Below are 21073 nucleotides of genomic sequence, written 5' to 3' on the forward strand. Positions count from 1 at the left end.
CCCGCCGCGAGCAGCGCTTCGCCGCCGCGCCGCCGACCGGCGACGACGCCCTGCGGGCCTTCGCCGAGGGCGCCTGGCTGGGCACCTACCGCTTCCGGGTCGGCACCGACGACCCGGCGAACGCGCCCAGCCTGCGCACGCTCACGCTGCCCCGCGGCGACGGGGCCGCCGTCGCGCTCGCCGAGGCCCGTGTCGTCGTCGACGGCACCGTCCTGGCCCGCGACCTGACCAACACGTCGAGCTTCGACAAGTCGCCGAGCTGGTTCATCAAGACCGTCGCCCGCGCCGCGCGCGACGTCGCCCACCTGGACCTGACGGTCCTCGGCGAGGCCGAGCTGACCGACCTGGGCTTCGGCGGCCTCCTCGCGGTCGGCGGCGGCTCGCCCCGGCCGCCCCGCCTGCTCGTGATCGACTACGCCCCGCCCGGCGCGAGGACACACGTCGTGCTCGTCGGCAAGGGCATCACCTACGACACCGGCGGCTACTCGATCAAGCCGCTCGACGGCATGAAGCTCATGCGCAAGGACATGGGTGGCGCGGCCGCCGTCAGCGGCGCGGCCGTCGCGGCGGCCAGGCTCAACCTGGGAGTACGCGTCACCGCGCTCGTGCCGCTCGCCGAGAACATGGTCAGCGGGTCGGCGATGCGTCCCGGCGACGTGATCCGCCACTACGGCGGCCTCACCTCCGAGATCCAGAACACCGACGCCGAGGGCCGGCTCGTGCTGGCCGACGCGCTCGCCTACGCCGTCGAGCAGTACGAGCCCGATCTGGTCGTCGACCTGGCCACGCTCACCGGCGGCTCGTGGGTCGCGCTCGGCCGGCGCACGGCGGCGCTGTTCAGCGCGAACGACGAACTGGCCGGCGCGCTGACCGACGCGGGCGCCGAGGTCGGCGAGCCGCTGTGGCGGATGCCGCTCGCCGACGAGTACGCCTCGGGCCTGGCCAGCGACATCGCCGACATGACCAACATGCCGGCCGGGCCGCAGCCCGTGGTCGCCGCCCTCTACCTGCGCGAGTTCCTCGGCGACCTCGCCGACCGGTGGGCGCACATCGACATGTCCGGCCCGTCGTGGATCGAGACGACCGACGGCCACCTGGTCAAGGGCGCCACCGGCTGGGGCGTGCGGGTGCTTACCCGCTGGCTGGCCACGCTCTAGCGCCGCATCAGGCAGAGCAGGCCCTCGCCACTGGGCAGCAGGGCGGGCAGCCACTCCTCGCTGTCGCGCGCCTGCCGGGCGATCTCCCGCAGCGCCACGGTGTCCGGGTCGCGCGCCGTCGGGTCGACGACCCGGCCGTTCACCCCGAACATCCGGTTGAGCACGAGCAGGCCGCCGGCCCGCAGCAGCCGCCGCGCCGCCACCACGCACGCCGCGTAGTCGCTCACCGGGCCGTCCACGAAAACCAGGTCGTACCCGCCGTCGGCGAGGCGCGGCAGCACGTCGAGGGCGCGGCCCGTGATGATCCGCGCCCGGCCGGGGGCGTGGCCGGCCATCGCGAACGCGCGCCGGGCCAGCCGCTGGTGCTCCTGCTCCGCATCGATCGTGGTCAGCACGCCGTCGGCGCGCATGCCGCCGAGCAGCCACAGCCCGCTCACCCCGGTGCCCGTGCCGATCTCCACCACCGTGCGCGCCTGGATCACCGCCGCGAGCAGCCGCAACGCGGCCCCGGCCCCCGCCGGCAGCGCCACGACACCGACCTCCCGCGCGGCCGCCATCGCCGCGCGCAGGGCAGGCGTCAGCGCCGCGTACGCCTCGACGAAACCGTGCGTCGAGGGCGAAGGCGGGTCATGGGTGACGGCGGTGATGCCAAACCTCCGGGGGCGACAACGGGACGACCAGCGCATTGAAGCCTAGAGAACAGGAGTCTGGGTAGGACAGTGCCGCCACGTGCCATCCTGGAACCGGGAGGACGGGAGGTGGGCCGGTGAGTGGCGACAACCATGGCTCCGCGTGGTGGTCGGACGCGCTGCGTGATCCCTGGCGCGACCCGGCGTCACCGACGCGGCTGGTGACCCAGTCGCCCGTACCCCCGCCGCCGGAGGCGCCCACGGCGCCGGCGCCGACCCACGGCACCAGGCTGGGCCTGGTCATGACCGTCGCGGCGGTCACCGCGCTGTTCGCCGGGACGCTCGGCGGTGCCCTCGGCTACGTGGCGGCCAGCCGGTCGGCCGGCGTGTCGCACGTGGCGCTCGGGCGCGCCGCCGCCTCGCCGCCCGCGCTCGCCCAGCGGCCGCCGGACTCGCTGGCCGGCGTGGTCAGCCGGGTCATGCCCAGCGTCGTCACCGTGCACGCCGAGGCGGGTCAGGGGGAGAACCTGGGCTCCGGCTTCGTGATCTCCGCCGACGGGTACGTGCTGACCAACGACCACGTGGTCGGCGACGCGGACAGCGACGGCATCCGGCTGACCTTCTCCGACGACCGCTCGGTCGCGGCCCGGATCGTGGGCCGCGAGCCGGAGTCCGACCTCGCGGTGCTCAAAGTGGACCGTGCCGACCTGACGCCGGTCGAGCTGGGCGACTCCGACACCGTCGCGGTCGGCGACCCGGTGCTCGCCATCGGCTCGCCGTTGGCGCTGACGGGCACGGTGACGTACGGGATCGTGAGCGCGCTGGACCGCACCATCGAGGGCAACGACGGCAACGGCACGACCCGCTACTACGCGGCGATCCAGACCGACGCGGCGGTCAACCACGGCAACTCGGGCGGGCCGCTGTTCGACGTCGCCGGCCGGGTCATCGGCATCAACTCGATGATCAAGTCCCTGTCGTCGGCGACCGACGAGAGCGGCAACATCGGCCTGGCCTTCGCCATCCCGATGAACCAGGCCGGCCGCATCGCCGGCGAGATCATCGACTTCGGCCGGGCCCGCCGGACCGTGATCGGCGCCAACCTGCAGACCTCGTACCGGGGCCCGGGCGGCGGCGTGCGGCTGGCCGACGTCGACAAGGACGGCCCGGCCGCCGAGGCCGGCCTGCGCGCGGGCGACGTGATCACCAAACTCGGCACCCACCCGATCTCGACGCCCACTGACCTGATCGCGCTGGTCCGCCGGTACGACCCGGGCACCGTGATCTCGGTCACCTATCGCCGCGACGGCGCCCCGGCCACGGCCCGGGTGACTCTCATGGCGGACGCCAACTGACCGTTCCGAAAGCCTTTACGAAACGATCACGCCAGGGGCCTCGCGCGGGAGCGGTACCCGTGCGTAGGCTTGCCTCGCGCGCCGCGACCTGCGCCGCCGCGCGGATGCCCCGGGAGGAGGAGCGGTGTTCGAGAACCTGAACTGGTGGGAGATCACCGTCCTGCTGTTGATCGCGCTCTTCCTGTTCGGCCCCGAGCGCCTGCCCAAGGTCATCGGTGACGGTCTGCGCATGATCCGCACGCTGCGCAACATGGCCCGCAACGCGACCTCCGACCTGTCGCGCGAGCTGGGCACCGAGGTCAGCGTCGAGGACCTCAACCCGAAGACGTTCATCCGCAAGCACCTCCTCTCCGAGGAGGACGAGGCCGCCCTGCGCCGCCCCATCGACGACGCCATCGGCGACCTCAAGCGGGTCACCAGCGACGTCAACGGCAGCGTCTCGGGCCTGCGCGGCTCCCCCGGCGACTACCGCCCGAGCGACTCGACGCCCCCCGCCGCCGACACCCCGGCGACACCCCCCGCCCAGCGCTACGACGCCGACGCCACCTGACCGAATCACTGTTTCGGGCACCGTACTGCTCAGGTGTCCGGCCGGCCGTTGGTACCAAGATTTGCGTTTCGTGTGCGGGAGTGTGGCTGGGCTGCACTTTCGTACCCGAAACGCCGATCATCCCGGCGCGCGACGGGCGGTTTGTCGGTTATCGGAGCGCCAGGACTGCGCGTTCGCACCGCATTCGGCGATCATGGCGCGACGCGTGGCAAGGACCGGCGCTCGGACTGCACATCCGTACCGGAGATGACGATCTCCAGCCAGGCGCGGACCACCTGACGAACAGTTACCGTGCTGGACACCACGCCCAGCCGACGCGCTCGACTCGCACTCCCGGGTGCCCTGCTCTCCGAAGAGAACGGGCGGGCGGGCGCGTGGTTCGCCAGTTGCGCACATGTGGCGGGGCCACCCGAGCCGCCGCTCGCCAACTGTGCACATGTGGCGGGGCCGAGCACTGCCCGCCCCGCCAGATGTGCACAGTTGGCGGGGGCGGAGGGCTCGGGCCTCGCCAAAAGTGAGCAGTTGGCGGGGCGGAGCGCCGCCCTCCTCGCCACATGTGCACAGTTGGTGATCCTTGATCTTGGATGCTGGCGAGGAGTGGAATACCGCGGGTTGGGGTGAGGTTGGTCGATCGGTAGGGTGCGGACGGAAGGGGTGAGGCGCGTGGACTTCGTCGAGGAGTTCCGGCGGGCGGAGCTGTTCCTGGAGGCGGGCGACCCGGTCGAGGCCGCCCGGATCCTGCGGCCCCTCATCGAGGCCGAGCCGAACAACGCGGCCGTGCGGCTCCAGCTCGCGCTCGCGTACTTCGCGTCCGCCCAGCTGGCCCGCGCGGAGGTCGAGCTGCGCGCCCTGGTCGAGCGGGACCCGACCGACCACTACGCCCACCACGTGCTCGGTCGCACCTTGGAGCGGCTCAACCGGCACGCCGAGGCGCTGCCGCACCTGCGGCTGGCCAGCGCCATGTCGCCGCTCGGCGACTACCGCCAGGCGGTGGACCGGGTGGCCGCCCGGGTCAACGCCCGCGGCGGCGCGGGCCGACCGCCCGGGCGGTCGGCCCCGGGCACGAACTAGCTGCGGGAGCTGAGCGCGCGCAGGAACAGGGCCATGTTGGCGGGCTTCTCGGCGAGCCGGCGCATCATGTAGCCGTACCACTCCGTGCCGTACGGCACGTAGGTGCGGACCACGTAGCCCTGCTCGGCGAGGCGGCGCTGTTCGCCGTCGCGGACGCCGTAGAGCATCTGGAACTCGAACGTGTCGGCGGCCCGCTCGAACCACTTGGCCCGGTCCTCGCCGATGGCGATCAGCCGGGGGTCGTGCGTGGCGAGCATCGGGTACCCCGGGCCGGACATGAGGATGTTCATGCAGCGCACGTACGACAGGTCGATGTCGAGGGCCGACTGGTAGGCCACCGCCTCGGGTTCCTTGTACGCCCCCTTGCACAGGCGCACGCGCGACCCGTCCTTGGCCAGCTCCCGGCAGTCGTCCTCGGTGCGCCGCAGGTAGGCCTGCAGGACGGCGCCGGTGGTCGGGAAGTCCTCCCGGAGCCGGGCGAGAACCTCCAGGGTGGAGTCGGTGGTCGTGTGGTCCTCCATGTCGAGGGTGACCGTGGTGCCGGCGGCGCTGGCCGCCACGCAGATCGCGTACGCGTGGTCGTAGGCGAGCTTCTCGTCGAAGCGCTGACCGAGGGCGCTGAGCTTGAGGCTCACCTCGGCGACGCCGGTCAGCTCCGCCTCGGCCAGGGCGCCCAGCAGCCGCTCGTACTCATCGCGGGTGGCCTGGGCCTGCTCCGGCGTGACGGTGTCCTCGCCCAGGTTGTCCAGGGTGACGGCAAGGCCGGCGTCGGCGAGCTGGCGGGTGACCCCCAGCGCGGCGGCGGTATCGGTGCCGGCGACGAAGCGACGGACCACGTCCCGACTGAGCGGGGCGGTCTCCACGAGACGCTCGACGCGGGCCGACCGGGCGGCCGCCAAGATCACAGATCGCAGCATAGGCCGAGCGTATCGCCCGTGGTCCCCGCCGCGCGGGCCACCGGGCCGTCCGGGCGACACTGTGCTCAACTCGCCCCGCGAGCGTCGCACCACTACCGTTGACGCGTGAACTTCGAGGAGTACGCCCGGACCGCCGTTGATCTCGTGAATGCCCGGATCGAGACGTTGGATGAGCTACGGGCGTTCTTCGGACCCGACAGCTGGCAGGCCGGCGAGGTCACCGAGCGCGACCTCACCGTGCTCCGGCGCGGCCAGCGCCGCCTGCGCGAGGTGTTCGACCACGGCTCCTCGGGCCGCGACGCGGAGGCCGTCACCGCGCTGAACGCCATGCTGGAGGTGCAGCCGGTCCAGCCGCGCATCTCCGGTCACGACGCCGCGTCGTGGCACATGCACGTCACCAGCCGCGGCACGTCCGTCTCCAACGAGTACCTGGTCGGCGCGGCCTGGGGCCTGGCCGTGTGGCTGTGCGAGTTCGGCAGCGCCCGGTTCGGCGTCTGCGCCGACGAGCGGTGCGGCAACGTCTACCTGGACACCTCGTCGAACAACTGCCGCCGGTTCTGCTCCGAGCGCTGCGCGACCCGGTCGCACGTGGCGGCCCACCGCGCCCGCAAGCGGGCGACGGTACCGGTCGGTTAGGGCTTCGCGCCCGCCGCCGCCCCCAGATGGGTACGCGCGAACGCGAGTGCCTCGGCAAGGTCGGCCTCGCGGGCGGCCCGGTTGGCGGCCCGCCTGGTCGCCACCTCCACCGCCACCGAGCCGGTGAACCCGCGCTCGGCCAGTGAGGTCAGCAGCGGCCCACAGGGCTGCGCGCCCCGGCCGGGCACCAGGTGTTCGTCGTGCCCCTCGCCGCTGCCGTCGCCGAGGTGCACGTGGGCGAGGTTCGTGCCCATGGCGTCGGCCATGGCCAGGGCGTCGACCCGGGCCGCCGCGCAGTGCGACAGGTCCAGGGTGTAGGCGTCGTACCCGCTGGTCGTGGGGTCCCAACCGGGCGCGTACGGCACGAACACGCGCCGCGCCATCCGGACGGGGTACATGTTCTCCACGGCGAAGGCCACGTCGGGGTACTCGTCGCGCAGCCGGCTCAGCCCGTCGGCAAAACCCCGCGCGTACTCCCGTTGCCAGGTGAACGGAGGGTGCACCACGACGGTCGGCGCGCCGAGCGTGCTGGCCAGCGCGGCGGAGCGGCGCAGCCGTTCCCACGGGTCGGGGCTCCACACCCGCTGCGTGATCAGCAGGCAGGGCGCGTGCACGGAGCGCACCGGCTGTCCGTAGTGGTCCGCGAGCACCTGCAGGGCGGCGGCGTCCTGGCTGACCGCGTCCGTCCAGACCATCACCTCGACGCCGTCGTACCCGAGCGAGGCGGCCGTCGCGAACGCCGCCGACGTCGGCTCCGGGAACACCGACGACGTGGAGAGCAGCACAGGCGGCGAGAAGCTCATGCCGTCACCCCTGAGCTGATGGTTCGCTCGCTTCGCTCGCTCACGTCGCCCAGAGTAGCCCCGTCGGTCCCGCCGCCCCGGGGATCGCGCGGACCGTCAGTCGGACTCGTTCGTGGTCAGGGCGTCGAGGCGGCGCAGGATCACACCCTCGCGCAGCGCCCACGGGCAGACGTCAACCTGGTCGACGCGCAGCCGGCGCAGGGCGGCGTCCGCGACGACGGCGCCGGCGAGCAGCTGGTACGCCCGTGCGGCGCTGACCCCGTCGAGCCCGCCGAGGGCCCCGGACGGGATGTGCCGGATGAAGCCGAGCACCTGGTGCAGCCCGGTCCGGGTGAGCGAGCGGGGCGTCCAGATGCCCTGCCCGGACGGCGCCGCGCCGGCGAGCCGCGCGAGCGTGCGGAAGGTCTTGGAGGTCGCCGCCGCCCGGTCCCAGGGCACCAGGTTCAGCGCGGCGAGCTGCTCGTCGGCGTACTCCCGGAGTTTGTCTATTTCGGACAGCGCGGGCGGGTCGGCCGTGAGCCAGTCGCGCGTGAGCCGACCCGCGCCCAGGGGCAGCGACATCGCGACGTCCGGCTCCTCGTCGACGCCGGCCGCGATCTCCAGCGAGCCACCGCCGATGTCGAGCACCAGCAGCCGCCCGGCCGACCAGCCGAACCAGCGCCGCACGGCCAGGAACGTCAGGCGCGCCTCGTCGGCGCCGGAGAGCACCTGCAGGTCGACCCCGGTCTCGTCACGCACGCGGGCGAGCACCTCGGCGGCGTTGCGCGCGTCGCGCACCGCGGACGTGGCGAAGGCCAGCAGCTCGCGGACGCCGTGCCGGTGGGCCGCGTCGCGCGCGTCGCGCACCGCCTCGACGAGCGCGTCGGCCCCGCCCTCGGACAGGTTGCCGTGCGGACTGATCCGCTCCGCGAGGCGCAGCGTGGCCTTCTCCGACAGGCTCGGCCACGGGTGGGCGCCCCGGTGCGCGTCGACGACGAGCAGGTGCACCGTGTTCGAACCAACGTCGAGGACGCCCAAACGCATGGGCGAAGCCTAGATCTGTCGCCAGAGCGTGGCGAATCCGAGCAACATGCGCAACCAAACACAGCACAAATGGGTTAAACGGACATAAGGTGCACAACTACGCCCCGGCACCCCGGATGTGGTGGGGCGAGCACCTTTGTTTCCTGTCAGGAGGTTATTCAATGAGCAAGGCACGAGTTCGCGTCGCCACGGCGGCGCTGGCCACCGTCGCCGGGCTGGCGCTCGCCGCGCCGGCCCAGGCGGCTGTCTCCAGCCCGGTTCAGGCGGCGCCCTCGGCGGTTGTCGAAGGCGGCGGCCACGGGCACGGCCACGGGCACGGCGGTGGCCACGGTCGCTGGGGCGGCTTCGGAAATCACCGGTTCGGTGGCTTCGGCGGCGGCTTCGGCGGCGGCTTCGGGAACCGTTTCGGTGGCTTCGGGAACCGCTTCGGCGGCTTCGGCGGCGGCTTCCACCGCTTCCACCGCCCGCGGTTCTTCCCGTTCGGTGGCTTCGTGTTCAGCCCCGTGTTCTTCGTGGGTGGGCACCGCCACTTCTACAACGGGCTCAGCTGGTACGACGACTGCGACAACTTCGCCAGCCCGTACGGCGGGTTCGGCGGCTTCGGCGGCTTCAGCGCCGGCTGGCCGGGCTTCAACTCGTTCTTCGGCGTGGGCGGCTGCGACTCGTTCTGCTGATCGAACGGCCGACGGCCGGTCATCGGTGCCCCTCGCGGGCTCCGGTGGCCGGCCTTCGTCGTGTCCGCCGCGGGCGTGGCATCAGCGCACATGCGAAACCAAATCACACTGTTGCCGGTTAAACGGTACGTACCGTCACTGAGGGTTCTATCCGGCAAACCGGCATGAACCACCAAGAGATCCATTCTGGAGGTAGCTAAAGTGCGCAACGCGAAGCTTCGCGCGGCGACCGTCGCTGTGGCGGCCATCGCCGGCGTCGGCCTCAGCGCCATGCCGGCGAGCGCGTCGCCCGGCGACCACGGCGACCGGGGCGGCCACGGCCGCAGCGACCACGACCGGGGCGGCTGGGACCGGGGCGACCGGGGCGGCTGGGACCACGACCGGGGTCGCAACCGTGACCACGGCCGGCACGACCGGGGCCGGGACCGCTGGCGCGACGGCCGCGGCAACTGGCACAACTGGGGCAACTGGCGGCAGGAGCGCCGCACCTGGTGGGCCACCGGCTTCCACGGTCGCGGTGGCGACTGGGGCTGGGGCTGGTGGCGTCACCGCGGCTTCCGCGACGCCGACCGCGACAACTTCTGCCGTTACTGGCTGACGTTCCACTGGAACGCCCGCACCGGCACCGCCGGCGAGATCACCCGGTTCTGCGTCTGGCAGCTGATCAACAACTGACCCGTCGTCGCGACACGTCCGGCCGGGTGTCCCCCACAGGGGGCGCCCGGCCTTCGCGTGCATCGGCACCGTCCGGGCGTACAGTGGTCCAATGAGCCGCCAGCGCACCGTCAACCGCCGTGAGCTGCCCGTTGTGCCGCTTCAGGCCACAGTGGACACCGATGGGCCGACCGATCCGCGGGCGAGCGAGGTGGGGCTCGACTTCCCCCGCGAATGGATCGAGTTCGCCGACCCGGCCGACGCCGATCACGTGGTCCGCGCCGACCTGACCTGGCTGCTCTCCCGGTGGACCTGCATCTTCGGCCGCGGCTGCCACGGCATCCTGCCCGAGCGGGCCGCCGAGGGCTGCTGTTCGCACGGCGCGTTCTTCACCGACGAAGATGACGAGAAGCGGGTCCGCGCGGCCGCCCGCCGGCTCAGCCCGGAGACCTGGCAGCACTACCGGCGCGGTTTCAAGAACTACACCGAACTGGACACCGTGGACGGCAAGACGCCCGCCCGGCGCACCGCCACCCGCCCCGACGGGCCGTGCGTCTTCCTCAACGACGCCGACTTCCCCGGCGGCTTCGGCTGCGCCCTGCACGGGCAGGCGCTGCGCGACGGCGCCCACCCGCTGACCTACAAGCCGGACGTCTGCTGGCAGCTGCCGGTGCGCCGCGACCAGGAATGGACCAAGCGCCCCGACGGCAGCAGGATCCTGCTCACGGTGCTGGCCGAGTTCGACCGGCGCGGTTGGGGCGAGGGCGGCCACGACCTGCACTGGTGGTGCACGTCGGCGCCCGAGGCACACGTCGGCGGCGAGCCGATGTACCGGTCGTACGAGCCGGAGCTGGTCGCGCTCATCGGCAAGGACGCCTACGGCAGGCTCGCGGAACTGTGCCGGGCCCGCGAGGAACGCGGCCTCATCGCCGAGCACCCGGCCACCACCGCGGCCCGGACGGCCCAGGCCGGCTGACCCTACGGAGCGTCACCCCTGGCGTCTAGCATGGCCGCATGGCCCTCACCCTTACCCTCGACGACGACCGCGAGGCCCGCCTGTGCGCCCAGGCCCGCCGGGACGGCCGCCCGTTGGACGCCGTCGTCGTGGACGCCATTGACGAATACCTGGCCAGCCGGGACGCGCGGAGGTTCGCGGCGCTCGCCGACGAGATCATCCAACGGCACGCCGCGCTGCTCGCGCACCCCGCCTGACTACGGCTCGAACTTGTAGCCGAGGCCACGGACCGTGACGATGTGCCGCGGCGCCGAAGGCTCCGGCTCGATCTTCGAGCGCAGCCGCTTGACGTGCACGTCGAGCGTCTTCGTGTCGCCGACGTAGTCGGCGCCCCAGACGCGGTCGATGAGCTGGCCGCGGGTGAGCACCCTGCCCGCGTTGCGCAGCAACAGCTCCAGCAGCTCGAACTCCTTGAGCGGCAGGGCCACGTGCTCGCCGCCGACCGTGACGACGTGCCGGTCGACGTCCATGCGCACCGGACCGGCCTGCAGCGTGGTGTCGTCGGTCTCGACGGTCTCGCCCGTGTGCCGGCGCAGCACGGCGCGGATGCGGGCGACCAGCTCGCGCGGTGAGTACGGCTTCGTGACGTAGTCGTCGGCGCCGATCTCCAGGCCGACCACCTTGTCGATCTCGCTGTCCCGCGCGGTGACCATGATGATCGGCACGTGCGAGCGCTGGCGCAGTTGCCGGCACACCTCGGTGCCCGACATCTCCGGCAGCATCAGGTCGAGCAGCACGATGTCGGCGCCGTTGCGGTCGAACTCCGTCAGCGCGGCCACGCCGGTCGGCGCGACGGCGACCTCGAAGCCCTCCTTGCGCAACATGTACGACAGGGCGTCCGAGAACGACTCCTCGTCCTCCACCACAAGTACCCGTGACACCGCTGTTCCTTCCCTTGGACGCGAACTCGACGCGCCCACTCGCTCGTTGCGCGGTCGAGCCGCGCCCACCACCTCCGCCACGCCGGCGCTCTGCCGGATGCGCTGCTGGATGGTCGTGCTGGTCACGATCACGCCGGACTCCTGTCCGCCGGCGACGCCGCCTCCGCGACGTCGAAGTCGATAGCAATGCCCGGGGGTAGCGGCAGGACCGCTTCGGGGGGTCTGGCCGGCAACCGGAAGGTGAACGTCGATCCCTTGCCGGGGGCGGAGACCACGGCGACGCGGCCGCCGTGGTTGACGGCGATGTGCTTGACGATCGCCAGGCCGAGGCCCGTGCCCCCGGTCTCGCGGGAGCGCGCGTGGTCGGCGCGGTAGAACCGTTCGAAGATGCGTTCCTGGTCCTTCACCGAGATGCCCACGCCCTGATCGGTGACGGCGACCTCCATGACGTCGTCGACGCGGTCGACCCGGACCCCCACCACCGTCTCGTCGGGGCTGTACGCGATGGCGTTCTCCACCAGGTTGGCGATGGCCGTGACCAGCTGCCGCTCGCTGCCGTACACGGTCTGGCCGCGCATCCCGGCGTACTCGATGGTGATCTTTTTGGCGGCCGCGGCGGTGCGCGACCGGTCGATGACCTCGGCCACGATCCGGTCCACGGCGACCGGGTTCAGCGCGGGCAGCGGCTCGGCGCCCTGCAGTCGGGACAGTTCGAGCAGGTCACCGACGAGCCGGCCGAGCCGGCTCGACTCGTGGTGGATGCGCTCGGCGAACCGGCGGCTCGCCTCGGGGTCGTCCACGGCGTCGAGGAGGGTCTCGCTCAGCAGCTGGAGCGCGCCGACCGGGGTCTTGAGCTCGTGGCTGACGTTGGCCACGAAGTCGCGGCGCACCCGGGCCAGCCGGCGCGACTCGGTGACGTCCGAGGCCTGCACGGTGACGTGACCGGGGGCGTAGCCGGCGCCGGTGAGCGGCACGACCCGCACCTGCACCCCGAGCACCTCGGTGTCGAGGTTGGCGGTGCCCGTCCGGGGCAGGTCCAGCTCGACCTCGCGGGACAGCCCACCGCGGCGCACCTGGCCGGCGAGCGTGCGGATCACGGCGTGGACCTGGCCGGCGGCGCCCACCGCGCGGGTCGCGTCGCGCACCAGGCCGAGGGCGTACGCGGCCGGGTTGGCCAGCACCGGCGTGTCGGCGGGGTCCAGCACCAGCAGGCCGACCTGCAGGGCGGAGAGCGCGTCGCCGACGAGCTGGGCCTGGTTGTTCTCGCCCCTGCCCGTCCTGCGCCGTCCCATGGTCGTCGTCCAGTCCACGCCGCCGATGGTAGGCGCCAGGTTAACCGGACGGGGAGTCTGATCAGGGCAAACCGGGCCGGCGTCGCCGAATGTTCATCTTTAGGCTCGCCGTCGTTCACGGTTGTTCATGCCGCGTCCGCCGCGCGCGCGTACCGTCGCCGGCGATCGCCCGATCAGTGACTGCTTCGAGTCAGGAGTGACATGCGTGAAGAGTTCCAGGCCGAGCTCGACGAGGTGAGCCGGCTCCTCGTCGCGATGGCCGACGAGGTGCGTGGCCTGCTGAGTCGCGCGACGACGGCGCTGCTCGTCGCCGACAAGGAGCTGGGCGAGGCGGTGATCTCGGGGGACACGGCGGTGAACGACCTCTACCGCGAGGTCGAGGAGAAGGTGTACCTGCTGCTGGCCCGCCAGGCGCCCGTCGCCTCGGACCTGCGCCACGTGGTGACGGCCCTGCACATCGCCACCGACATCGAGCGGATGGGCGACCTCGCCAAGCACGTGGCCCGCACCGCGCTGCGCCGCCACCCGGCGGTGGCCGTGCCGCCGGAGCTGGCCAAGGTCATCAAGAAGATGGCGGACGCCGCCGACGCCCTCGCCGCGAAGATCAGCGAGGTGCTGGCCCACAAGGACGCCGAGAAGGCCGCCGAGCTGGAGCGCGACGACGACATCATCGACGAGCTGCACCGCGGCCTGTTCGTGGTCATGCTCGGCGCGGCCTGGCAGCACGGCGTGGAGGCGGCCATCGACGGCGCCCTGCTCGGGCGCTTCTACGAGCGCTTCGCCGACCACGCGGTCAACGCGGGCTACCAGCTGTTCTACTTCGTCACCGGCGAGCAGCTCGTCCGGTCCTGACAACGGAAAGAGGGGGGCCGCTGGCCCCCCTCTTTCCGTGTTGTTCAGCGTCCCTGGTTGGCGACGGCGGCGGCCGCCTCGGCCGCGGCCTCCGGGTCGAGGTACTGCCCGCCCGGGGTGAGCGGCCGCAGGGTCTGCGGGTCCAGCTCGTAGCGCAGCGGCATGCCCGTCGGGATGTTCAGCGCGGCGATCGCCTCGTCCGAGATCTGGTCGATGTGCTTCACGATGGCGCGCAGCGAGTTGCCGTGCGCGGCCACCAGCACCGTCCTGCCGTCCCGAAGGTCCGGGATGATCGCGTCGTACCAGTACGGCAGGGCGCGGGCGAGCACGTCCTTGAGGCACTCGGCCTTCGGCATCAGCTCCGGCGGCAGAGCCGCGTAGCGCGGGTCGCCCACCTGCGAGAACTCGTCGTCATCCGCGATCGGCGGCGGCGGGGTGTCGTAGGAGCGGCGCCAGAGCATGAACTGCTCCTCGCCGTACTGCTCGAGGGTCTGCTTCTTGTCCTTGCCCTGCAGGGCGCCGTAGTGGCGCTCGTTGAGCCGCCACGACCGGCGCACCGGGATCCAGTGCCGGTCGGCGGCGTGCAGGGCCAGCTCGGAGGTGCGGATGGCGCGCCGCAGCACGCTCGTGTGCACGACGTCCGGCAGGAGCCCGTGCTCGCGCAGCAGCTCGCCGCCGTGCCGGGCCTCATCCTCGCCCTGTGCGTTGAGGTCGACGTCGACCCAACCGGTGAAGAGGTTCTTCGCGTTCCAGTCGCTATGGCCGTGCCGCAGCAGCACCAAGGTACCCAGACTCATAGTGGACATCCTGCCGCACGCCCCCGCCGGCACCGGACGCGCCCCCGCCGGGTTCCCGGCGTCTGGGCAGGCAGGACGTGATCGAGGGCACGCGGGAAACCGGTTGGGCCGGCCCGCCCGCGATGGCTACGGTGTGTAAGGCGCAGCGAGCGTCACATCGGTTACACGTAAGGGGCGCGGGGTGCGGACGGTCCGGAGATGGGCGGCCGAGACGGCGGGCGGGCTGCCGGCCGGGTTCTGGTACCTCTGGACCGGCACGTTGATCAACCGCATCGGTTCCTTCGTGCTCATCCTCCTCTCCGTCTACCTCACCCACGAACGCCACTTCACCCCCACGTTCGCCGGCCTGGTGATCGGCCTGTGGGGCGCCGGCGGCGCGCTGGGCACCCTGCTCGGCGGCGTGCTGGCCGACCGGTGGGGCCGCAAACCCACGTACCTCACGTTCCTCTACACCAGCGCCGCCCTCATGCTGGCGCTCGGCTTCGCCCAGAGCGCCCCCATCGTGGCCGGCACCGTCTTCGTGCTCGGCATGGCCGCCGAGGGCAGCCGCCCGGCCATGTCCGCCCTGATGATCGATATCGTCGGCCCGCACGAGCGGCTGCGCGCCTTCTCGCTCAACTACTGGGTGATCAACCTCGGCTTCGCCTTCTCGGCGATCGCCGCCGGCGCGCTGGCCAGCGTCGACTACCTGCTCATCTTCATCGGCGACGCCGCCACCACCGCGGCCGCCGCCACCGTCGTGGCAATCAAGGTCCGCGACACCCACCGGAGTACGCGCGCGCCGCGCCCGGCCGCGCCCACCCCGGCCGCCGGCAGCCTGTTCAGCGTCTTCACCGACCGGGTCTTCCTCGGCTTCTTCGCCTGCAACCTGCTGCTCGCGCTCGTGTTCATGCAGCACATCTCCACCCTGCCCCTCGCGATGGCCGCCGACGGGCTCAGCACCGGCACGTACGGCCTGGTCATCGCCCTCAACGGCATCCTCATCGTGGCCGGCCAGCTGTTCGTGCCGAAACTGCTGCGCCACCTGCCGCGCGCGCACGCCCTGGCGCTCGGCGCGGTCCTGGTCGGCGTGGGCTTCGCACTGACCGCCTTCGCGGGCACCGCCTGGTTCTACGCCATCTCGGTGGTCATCTGGACGCTCGGCGAGATGGCCGACGCGCCCTCCAAGTCCGCCCTGCTGGCCGACCTGTCGCCATCCTGGATGCGCGGGCGCTACCAGGGCGCGTCGTCGCTCGCGTGGTCGATGGCGTCGTTCGGCGCCCCGATCATCGGTGCCGCCGTGCAGCAGCACCTGGGCAACGCCACCCTGTGGCTCGGTTGCCTCGTCGTGAGCCTCATCGTCGCCGCCGGCCACCTGCTCATGGCCCCGGCCCGGGAGCACCGCGTGGTCGAGCTCCGCGCCGCCGAGGCGGTCGCGCCGGCCATCTGACATCCACCCCCGGGTGAACAAATGCTTGCGAGGGGGCAGACGCACGGCTTCCGTACCTACACAATGGACGCTCCGGCACGCCCTCACCCGTCGCTGAGCATTCAGGAGTGACAGATGATCCGGCAGGCGTTACTGCGGGTCCTCGGCCCGCTCACCGCCAACGTGTTGGCGGCGGTCGCGTTCGTCCTGGCGGCCGGCACCACCTGGCGGTGGGTGACGCTCGCGTTCATCCTCGCGACCGTCACGGTGAGCGTGGTGCGCCGCGAGGGCGACGGGCTCGGCCAGTTCACCGTCGCGCGCGCGGTGGCGGCGACGGCGGCCCTGACGGCGTGCGTGCGGCTCGCGCCCGGGGCGGTCGACTGGATGTTCAACCTCGCGGCGCTGCTCACGATCGCGTACGTCGTCCTCGAGGGCATCCTGGACGGGGTCTCCACGACGGCGATCGAGGCACGGCACCTCGCCATGCCGGGCCGGCCGTTGCAGCGGCTCGTCAACCGGACCTCGGCCTACCTCGCGGACAGCGCGCTGATCGCGCTCGTCGCCGTGATGACCGTCGCCGGCCTGCCCTCGTGGGTCGCGCTCGCGGTCGCGCTGCTCGCCGGCCTGCTCTTCGGCGGCCTGGTCCTCACGTCGATCCACTACAAGGTGCGGCACCGTTCCGGCCTGGGCGCGGTCAAGCGCGCGCTGACCGGCTACGGACCCGACTTCCTGATCTACTGGGACGCGCCGCCGCCATCGTTGCGGCAGGTGCAGATGTGGCTGCCGTTCCTCGAACGGGTGGGTCGCCCGTTCGCCATCGTGGTGCGTAACCGCCAGTCGCTTCCCGCCCTGGCGCGGCTCACCGGACGGCCCGTCATCCTCGCACCCACCATCGTGGCGGTCGACGCGACGGTCGTGCCGAGCCTGCGGTCCGTGTTCTACGTGAACAACGGCAGGGAGAACGCCCACATGGTGCGCTTCGCCGAGCTGACCCACGTGCAACTGCTGCACGGCGACAGCGAGAAGGTGAACAGCTACAACCCCGTCACGGTCATGTTCGACCAGATCTTCGTGGCCGGTCAGGCCGGCATCGACCGGTACGCCGACAACGGGGTGACCATCCCCGCCGAGAAGTTCCGGATCGTCGGCCGCCCCCAGGTGGAGAACGTCGCGATCGTCCGCACGCCGATCAGCGACCTGGCCACCAGGACCGTCCTGTACGCGCCGACGTGGGCCGGCAACTTCGGCGACACCAACCACTGCTCGCTGGCCGTCGGCAACCAGCTCCTCGCCGCCCTGCTCGCCCGCCCGGACGTCACCGTGATCATGCGGCACCACCAGCTCACCCGCCAGAACGCCCGGGCCGCGGCGCACCTGGCCGGGCTGGAGCGCCTGCTCGCCCAGGACAGGGCCGCCACCGGTCGCGCGCATCTGTGGGGCGACGCGGCCGCCGCCGGCGACTTCGTCGACTGGGCCAACAGGGCCGACGCGATGGTCGCGGACGTCTCCAGCGTCATCTCCGACTTCCTGTACTCGGAGAAGCCGTTCGCCGTCACCGACATGCAGGGTGGCGCCGAGTTCACCGCCCGCGTGTTCACGGCGGCGTACGTGCTGCGCAAGGACATGGCGAACGTCGACGAGGTGCTCGGGCACCTGCTCGGCGACGACCCGCTCGCCGCCACGCGCCGCGCCGTCAAGGCGTACTACCTGGGCGACTTCCCGGACGACACGTACGCGGACGCGTTCGTGGACGCGGCGCGCGCCACCCTCGACCGCCCGACGTTCGGCGAGGCGGTGGCGGCCCGCACCCGGTCGGCGATCCCGGAGCAGCGCCGACCGCTGTCGCCGGCCGGGGCCTGACTCAGTCGTAGTGCTGCAAGCGCGGCCAGACCGCCGACCAGCCGCCGACCGGGTCACGGCACACCCAGACCGGCACGTCCTGCTCCTCGTTGTCGACGGCCACGCCGTTGTCGAGCACGCCGGCGCTCACGCAGGCGGCGAACCGGGTCTGCAGGAACGGCAGCCGCTGGCCCACCACGACCGCGACCGTCCGGTCGGCCGGCGGCGGGCCGTAGTGGTAGAGCTCGTTCTGTCCGCTGTAGACGGCCGGCAGGCCCAGCGCCGGGCCGAACCGGGCGACGGCGCCGGCCTCGCCGTAGTTGCCGGTGACGACCACCGCACGCGCCTGGTCGGGCGCCGGCAACGCCCGGTGGACCCGCGCGATCTCGGCCACGTACGCGGGCCAGCCGACCTGGTCGCCGGTGACCTGGTTCAGCTCCGGCACGAACGTGTCGCCGACCCTGGTGACGGGGATGAACGGCAGCGAGATCAGGCACGTCGCCGCGACGTTGAGGGCCACGGCCGCGACCACGAGCCCACGCCGCACCGCCACCCGGCCGCGCGCCGCCCAGTCGGCGGTCACCACGGCCCCAGCCGCCAGCAGGTACACCATGACGCCCATGGCGTAGTAGACCTGCGCCCCGCCGACGAACGTCAACACCACCACCACGAGGTACGCGACCGCGACGGCGCGCACCGGTCGCCACGCCGGCCGGCGCCACAGCGCGACGAACCCGGCGATCCAGATCGCCGCCAGCGGCGGGCCGACCAGCAGCAACTGGAAGGGGACGGTCTGCGCGCGGACCTCATCGGCGTTGTTCTCGGCCAGCGCGGCGCCCATCTCCAGCTGCGGGAAGTCGTGCGTGACCTGGTAGATCAGGTTGGGGGCGCCGAGGACCATGGCGAGCGCCACCCCGCCCCACAGCCAGCGCGAGCGCGGCACCGACCGGGGCCCGACGGCCAGCAGCCCGACCGCGAGCCCGACGAGCAGCATCGCGATGAGCAGCTTGTTGTACATGGCCAGGCCGACGAGCGCGCCGGCGGCCAGCCACCAGCGGGGCTGGTCGCGCAGCAGCGCGCGGGTCGCGCACAGCAGCACCGCCGCCCATAACGGCAGGTCCAGTGTGGTCGTCACGAGCAGGTGGCCGGACGCGACCGGAACGGCGGCGAACGCGACCGCCCAGGCCGACAGCGCCTGCGCGCCCCGACCGCCGCCCAACTCGCGCGTCGTCAGCGCCACCAGCAGCACCGTCGCGGCGAAGGCGAGGATCGCCGGCACCCGCAGGCCCCACACCGTCTGCCCGAACAGGTCGTGGGCCGCGCGGGCCAGCAGCGGGGTCAGCGGCGGCTGGTCGACGTAGCCCCAGGCCGGCTTCAGCATCAGAAAGTAGAGCTCGTCGCGGTGGTAGCCGTAGCTGTTCGCGGTGGCGGCGAGCGCCGCGACGGCGGCGGCGACGGCCGAGGAGACCGGCAGCCAGGCGACCGGCGGCCGGGGAGACGCGGCAGGGTCCGAGGGGGAGGCCACGGGCGCACGGTATCCGACGGGCATGACAATCCCGATACGCGCGGCCGCCGCGCGGTTCCCGTCAGTCGGCGGTGCGGGCCACGAAGTGCTCGAACGCCTTCAGGTTGTCCAGCGGTTCGCCGCGCGAGACGCGCCACGCCCACTCGCGGCGGATCGCCGAGCCGAAGCCGATCTCCAGCATGGGGTCGAAGCTCTCGTCGGCGTAGGTGAGCACCGCGCCGAGCACCCGGTCGATCTCCTCCGGGGTGACCGCGTGCAGCGCCATCCGACCCACCAGGTACACGTCGCCGACCTGGTCGACCGCGAACGCCACCCCGTACATCTTCGCGTTGCGGCGCAGCAGCCACTCCCACAGCCGCTCGCGGTTCTCGTCGGGTTGGCGCATGACGAACGCCTCCACCCGCACGGCGTGGTCGCCCACGAACAGGTTGCAGGTGGTCTTGAGCTTGTGCGAGCCGGGCAGCGTCACGGAGAACGACGCCTCCCCGGTGCGCTCCCAGGCCGCCTCGCCACCCGCCAGCGCCCGCTCGATCAGTTCACTTACATCCGTCATGCGAACGCGCCGCTGCATATGGCGGCCCGGGCCGCCCGCCGCTGGATCACGACCTCACGGTAGACCGCCAGGAGGCTGACCGCCGTCTCGTTCCAGGAGAAGTCGCGCGCGTGCGCCACCGCGCCAGCCGCCAGCTCCGCCCGCAGTCTCGGCGCCGCGAGCAGGTCGCCGAGCACCTTGGCCCACAGGTCCGGGTCGTGGCCGTGCACGAGGGCGCCCGAGACGCCGTCGCGGACCGCCGTGGGCAGGCCGCCGACGGCCGCCGCCACCACGGGCGTGCCGCTGGCCTGCGCCTCCAGCGCCACCAGCCCGAACGACTCGTTGTGGCTGGGCACGGCCACCAGATCGGCGGCGTGGTACAGGTCGACGAGGCGGTCGCGCGGCAGCGGGGGCAGGAACCGCACCGAGTCGCCGATGCCCAGCTCGGACGCCAGCTCGATCAGGGACGTGGGCCGGTCCAGCCCGGACCCGCTGGGCCCGCCGGCGATCACCGTGGTGACGCGCCCGGCGATGGCCGGGTCGGTCGTCCGCATCGCCGTGGCGGCGCGCAGCAGCACGTCCGGCGCCTTGAGCGGCTGGATCCGCCCCACGAACGCCACGATCAGATCGTCCGGCGGCAGGCCCAGGCGTCGGCGGGCGCGGGCCTTCACGGCCCGGTCCTGGCCGTGCGCCGGCGGCACGAACCGGTCCAGGTCGACGCCCGGCGGGACGACCGTGACCTCCTCGGCGCCCGCGCCGTACAACCGGATGAGATCGTGAGCCTCGGCCGGGGTGTTGGCCACCAGGCGGTCAGCCTCCGCCACCACCTGTTCCTCGCCGAGCACGCGGGCGCGCGGCTCGGGCCGGTCCCCCTCCGCCAGCATCGCGTTCTTGACCTTGGCGAGGGTGTGCGCGGTGTGCACCAGCGGGACCCCCCACCGGTCCTTGGCCAGCCAGCCGACCTGCCCGGACAGCCAGTAGTGCGAGTGGATCACGTCGTAGAAGCCGACCGGGCCGGCCGCCTCCGCCCGCAGCACCCCGTTCGTGAAGGCGCACATCTGGGCGGGCAGGTCCTCCTTGGCGAGGCCCTCGAACGGGCCGGCCATCACGTGCCGCACCGTCACACCCGGGGCCATCTCGACCACCGGCGGCAGGTCGCTCGACGTCGCCCGGGTGAAGATCTCCACCTCGACGCCGGCCTGTGCCAGGCGGCGCGCCACCTCGACGATGTAGACGTTCATGCCGCCCGCATCGCCCGTGCCCGGCTGGTCCAGCGGCGACGTGTGTACGGAGATGGTGGCGACCCGGCGTACCACCGCGTTGCGGCCCTGACAGGGGGTCGCGGTCCGGTCGGTCGCACCCGTCCAGCGAGCCACGCCCGTCGCCTCCCTCACACCGTCCACCGGCCCCTTTCCGGGCCATGGTGGTCAACCCGCGGGCCGTCCGACATCTTCCCCCGATCC

General features: G+C 72.6%; 22 protein-coding genes. 12 read left to right on the top strand and 10 right to left on the bottom strand.

All coding sequences use genetic code 11. The annotated features are described in order from the left end of the window. A partial coding sequence (locus tag ABD211_RS18630; RefSeq protein WP_344133139.1) for a leucyl aminopeptidase family protein occupies positions 1 to 1157 on the top strand: 1157 nt, incomplete at its 5' end. On the opposite strand, the gene ABD211_RS18635 is transcribed toward ABD211_RS18630, so the two are convergent. Then, positions 1154 to 1714 (bottom strand): O-methyltransferase, encoded by a 561-nt coding sequence (locus tag ABD211_RS18635; RefSeq protein WP_344133142.1) that lies wholly within the window; start codon positions 1712 to 1714, stop codon positions 1154 to 1156. The genes ABD211_RS18630 and ABD211_RS18635 overlap by 4 nt on opposite strands. Positions 1715 to 1923: 209 nt before the next feature. Here ABD211_RS18635 and ABD211_RS18640 point away from each other — a divergent pair, with 209 nt between their 5' ends. The 3 genes from ABD211_RS18640 (at position 1924) to ABD211_RS18650 (ending at position 4762) form a co-directional block, all read left to right on the top strand. Continuing rightward, positions 1924 to 3141, top strand: a complete 1218-nt coding sequence (locus ABD211_RS18640) for a S1C family serine protease (RefSeq protein WP_344133144.1) — start codon at positions 1924 to 1926, stop codon at positions 3139 to 3141. A 124-nt stretch (positions 3142 to 3265) separates the two neighbouring features. After that, positions 3266 to 3691, top strand: coding sequence for a Sec-independent protein translocase subunit TatB (locus ABD211_RS18645; RefSeq protein ID WP_344133146.1), 426 nt, complete (start codon positions 3266 to 3268; stop codon positions 3689 to 3691). Positions 3692 to 4354: 663 nt separating this feature from the next. Continuing rightward, a complete protein-coding gene (locus ABD211_RS18650) occupies positions 4355 to 4762 on the top strand; it encodes a tetratricopeptide repeat protein (protein ID WP_344133148.1) in 408 nt (135 codons plus the stop codon). Here the strand turns inward: ABD211_RS18650 and ABD211_RS18655 are convergent. Next, entirely contained in the window at positions 4759 to 5679 is a 921-nt protein-coding gene (locus tag ABD211_RS18655) for a proline dehydrogenase family protein (RefSeq protein WP_344133151.1), read from the bottom strand. The genes ABD211_RS18650 and ABD211_RS18655 overlap by 4 nt on opposite strands. 105 nt (positions 5680 to 5784) lie before the next feature. Here ABD211_RS18655 and ABD211_RS18660 point away from each other — a divergent pair, with 105 nt between their 5' ends. Beyond that, complete coding sequence (locus ABD211_RS18660; RefSeq protein ID WP_344133155.1) at positions 5785 to 6315, top strand: CGNR zinc finger domain-containing protein; 531 nt, start codon at positions 5785 to 5787, stop codon at positions 6313 to 6315. Here ABD211_RS18660 and ABD211_RS18665 read toward each other — a convergent pair. Then, positions 6312 to 7118, bottom strand: a complete 807-nt coding sequence (locus tag ABD211_RS18665) for a sugar phosphate isomerase/epimerase family protein (RefSeq protein ID WP_344133158.1) — start codon at positions 7116 to 7118, stop codon at positions 6312 to 6314. The genes ABD211_RS18660 and ABD211_RS18665 overlap by 4 nt on opposite strands. 96 nt (positions 7119 to 7214) lie before the next feature. Then, the gene (locus ABD211_RS18670) at positions 7215 to 8141 is read right to left on the bottom strand and encodes a Ppx/GppA phosphatase family protein (RefSeq protein ID WP_344133161.1); all 927 of its coding nucleotides are present in this window, start codon (positions 8139 to 8141) and stop codon (positions 7215 to 7217) included. A 161-nt stretch (positions 8142 to 8302) separates the two neighbouring features. On the opposite strand from ABD211_RS18670, the gene ABD211_RS18675 reads away from it, so the two are divergent. The 4 genes from ABD211_RS18675 to ABD211_RS18690 all read left to right on the top strand — a co-directional run bounded on the left by ABD211_RS18675 (position 8303) and on the right by ABD211_RS18690 (position 10681). Continuing rightward, on the top strand, positions 8303 to 8815 hold the full coding sequence (locus ABD211_RS18675) for a hypothetical protein (RefSeq protein WP_344133164.1): 513 nt from the start codon (positions 8303 to 8305) through the stop codon (positions 8813 to 8815). Positions 8816 to 9016: 201 nt separating this feature from the next. After that, positions 9017 to 9490: a hypothetical protein gene (locus ABD211_RS18680; protein WP_344133166.1), complete on the top strand. Its 474-nt coding sequence runs from the start codon at positions 9017 to 9019 to the stop codon at positions 9488 to 9490. A 91-nt stretch (positions 9491 to 9581) separates the two neighbouring features. After that, on the top strand, positions 9582 to 10445 hold the full coding sequence (locus ABD211_RS18685) for a DUF3109 family protein (RefSeq protein ID WP_344133169.1): 864 nt from the start codon (positions 9582 to 9584) through the stop codon (positions 10443 to 10445). Positions 10446 to 10483: 38 nt separating this feature from the next. Then, positions 10484 to 10681 carry a hypothetical protein gene (locus ABD211_RS18690; protein ID WP_344133172.1) on the top strand — a complete coding sequence of 66 codons (198 nt, stop codon included), beginning with the start codon at positions 10484 to 10486 and terminating at the stop codon, positions 10679 to 10681. On the opposite strand, the gene ABD211_RS18695 is transcribed toward ABD211_RS18690, so the two are convergent. Both ABD211_RS18695 and ABD211_RS18700 read right to left on the bottom strand, forming a co-directional pair. Next, the gene (locus ABD211_RS18695) at positions 10682 to 11365 is read right to left on the bottom strand and encodes a response regulator (protein WP_344133175.1); all 684 of its coding nucleotides are present in this window, start codon (positions 11363 to 11365) and stop codon (positions 10682 to 10684) included. It lies immediately after the preceding gene. A 128-nt stretch (positions 11366 to 11493) separates the two neighbouring features. Further along, positions 11494 to 12657, bottom strand: coding sequence for a sensor histidine kinase (locus ABD211_RS18700; protein ID WP_344133418.1), 1164 nt, complete (start codon positions 12655 to 12657; stop codon positions 11494 to 11496). A 201-nt stretch (positions 12658 to 12858) separates the two neighbouring features. Here ABD211_RS18700 and phoU point away from each other — a divergent pair, with 201 nt between their 5' ends. Further along, the gene (gene phoU / locus ABD211_RS18705) at positions 12859 to 13509 is read left to right on the top strand and encodes a phosphate signaling complex protein PhoU (protein ID WP_344133178.1); all 651 of its coding nucleotides are present in this window, start codon (positions 12859 to 12861) and stop codon (positions 13507 to 13509) included. Positions 13510 to 13553: 44 nt separating this feature from the next. On the opposite strand, the gene ABD211_RS18710 is transcribed toward phoU, so the two are convergent. Beyond that, the gene (locus ABD211_RS18710; protein ID WP_425560455.1) at positions 13554 to 14306 is read right to left on the bottom strand and encodes a phosphoglyceromutase; all 753 of its coding nucleotides are present in this window, start codon (positions 14304 to 14306) and stop codon (positions 13554 to 13556) included. Between the two features lie 181 nt (positions 14307 to 14487). On the opposite strand from ABD211_RS18710, the gene ABD211_RS18715 reads away from it, so the two are divergent. Next, positions 14488 to 15735, top strand: a complete 1248-nt coding sequence (locus ABD211_RS18715; protein WP_344133184.1) for an MFS transporter — start codon at positions 14488 to 14490, stop codon at positions 15733 to 15735. Positions 15736 to 15849: 114 nt separating this feature from the next. Continuing rightward, positions 15850 to 17574 (top strand): CDP-glycerol glycerophosphotransferase family protein, encoded by a 1725-nt coding sequence (locus ABD211_RS18720; protein WP_344133187.1) that lies wholly within the window; start codon positions 15850 to 15852, stop codon positions 17572 to 17574. 1 nt (position 17575) lies between these two features. On the opposite strand, the gene ABD211_RS18725 is transcribed toward ABD211_RS18720, so the two are convergent. The 3 genes from ABD211_RS18725 to mshA form a co-directional block, all read right to left on the bottom strand. Next, a complete protein-coding gene (locus ABD211_RS18725) occupies positions 17576 to 19078 on the bottom strand; it encodes a glycosyltransferase family 39 protein (RefSeq protein WP_344133190.1) in 1503 nt (500 codons plus the stop codon). Between the two features lie 61 nt (positions 19079 to 19139). Next, the gene (locus ABD211_RS18730) at positions 19140 to 19631 is read right to left on the bottom strand and encodes a type III secretion system chaperone family protein (protein ID WP_344133193.1); all 492 of its coding nucleotides are present in this window, start codon (positions 19629 to 19631) and stop codon (positions 19140 to 19142) included. Continuing rightward, complete coding sequence (gene mshA / locus ABD211_RS18735; protein ID WP_344133421.1) at positions 19628 to 20926, bottom strand: D-inositol-3-phosphate glycosyltransferase; 1299 nt, start codon at positions 20924 to 20926, stop codon at positions 19628 to 19630. Before mshA ends, ABD211_RS18730 begins: the two co-directional genes overlap by 4 nt. Positions 20927 to 21073 lie beyond the last annotated feature (147 nt).

It is taken from the genome of Luedemannella flava (genome assembly GCF_039528515.1).
GTDB classification, from domain to species: domain Bacteria; phylum Actinomycetota; class Actinomycetes; order Mycobacteriales; family Micromonosporaceae; genus Luedemannella; species Luedemannella flava.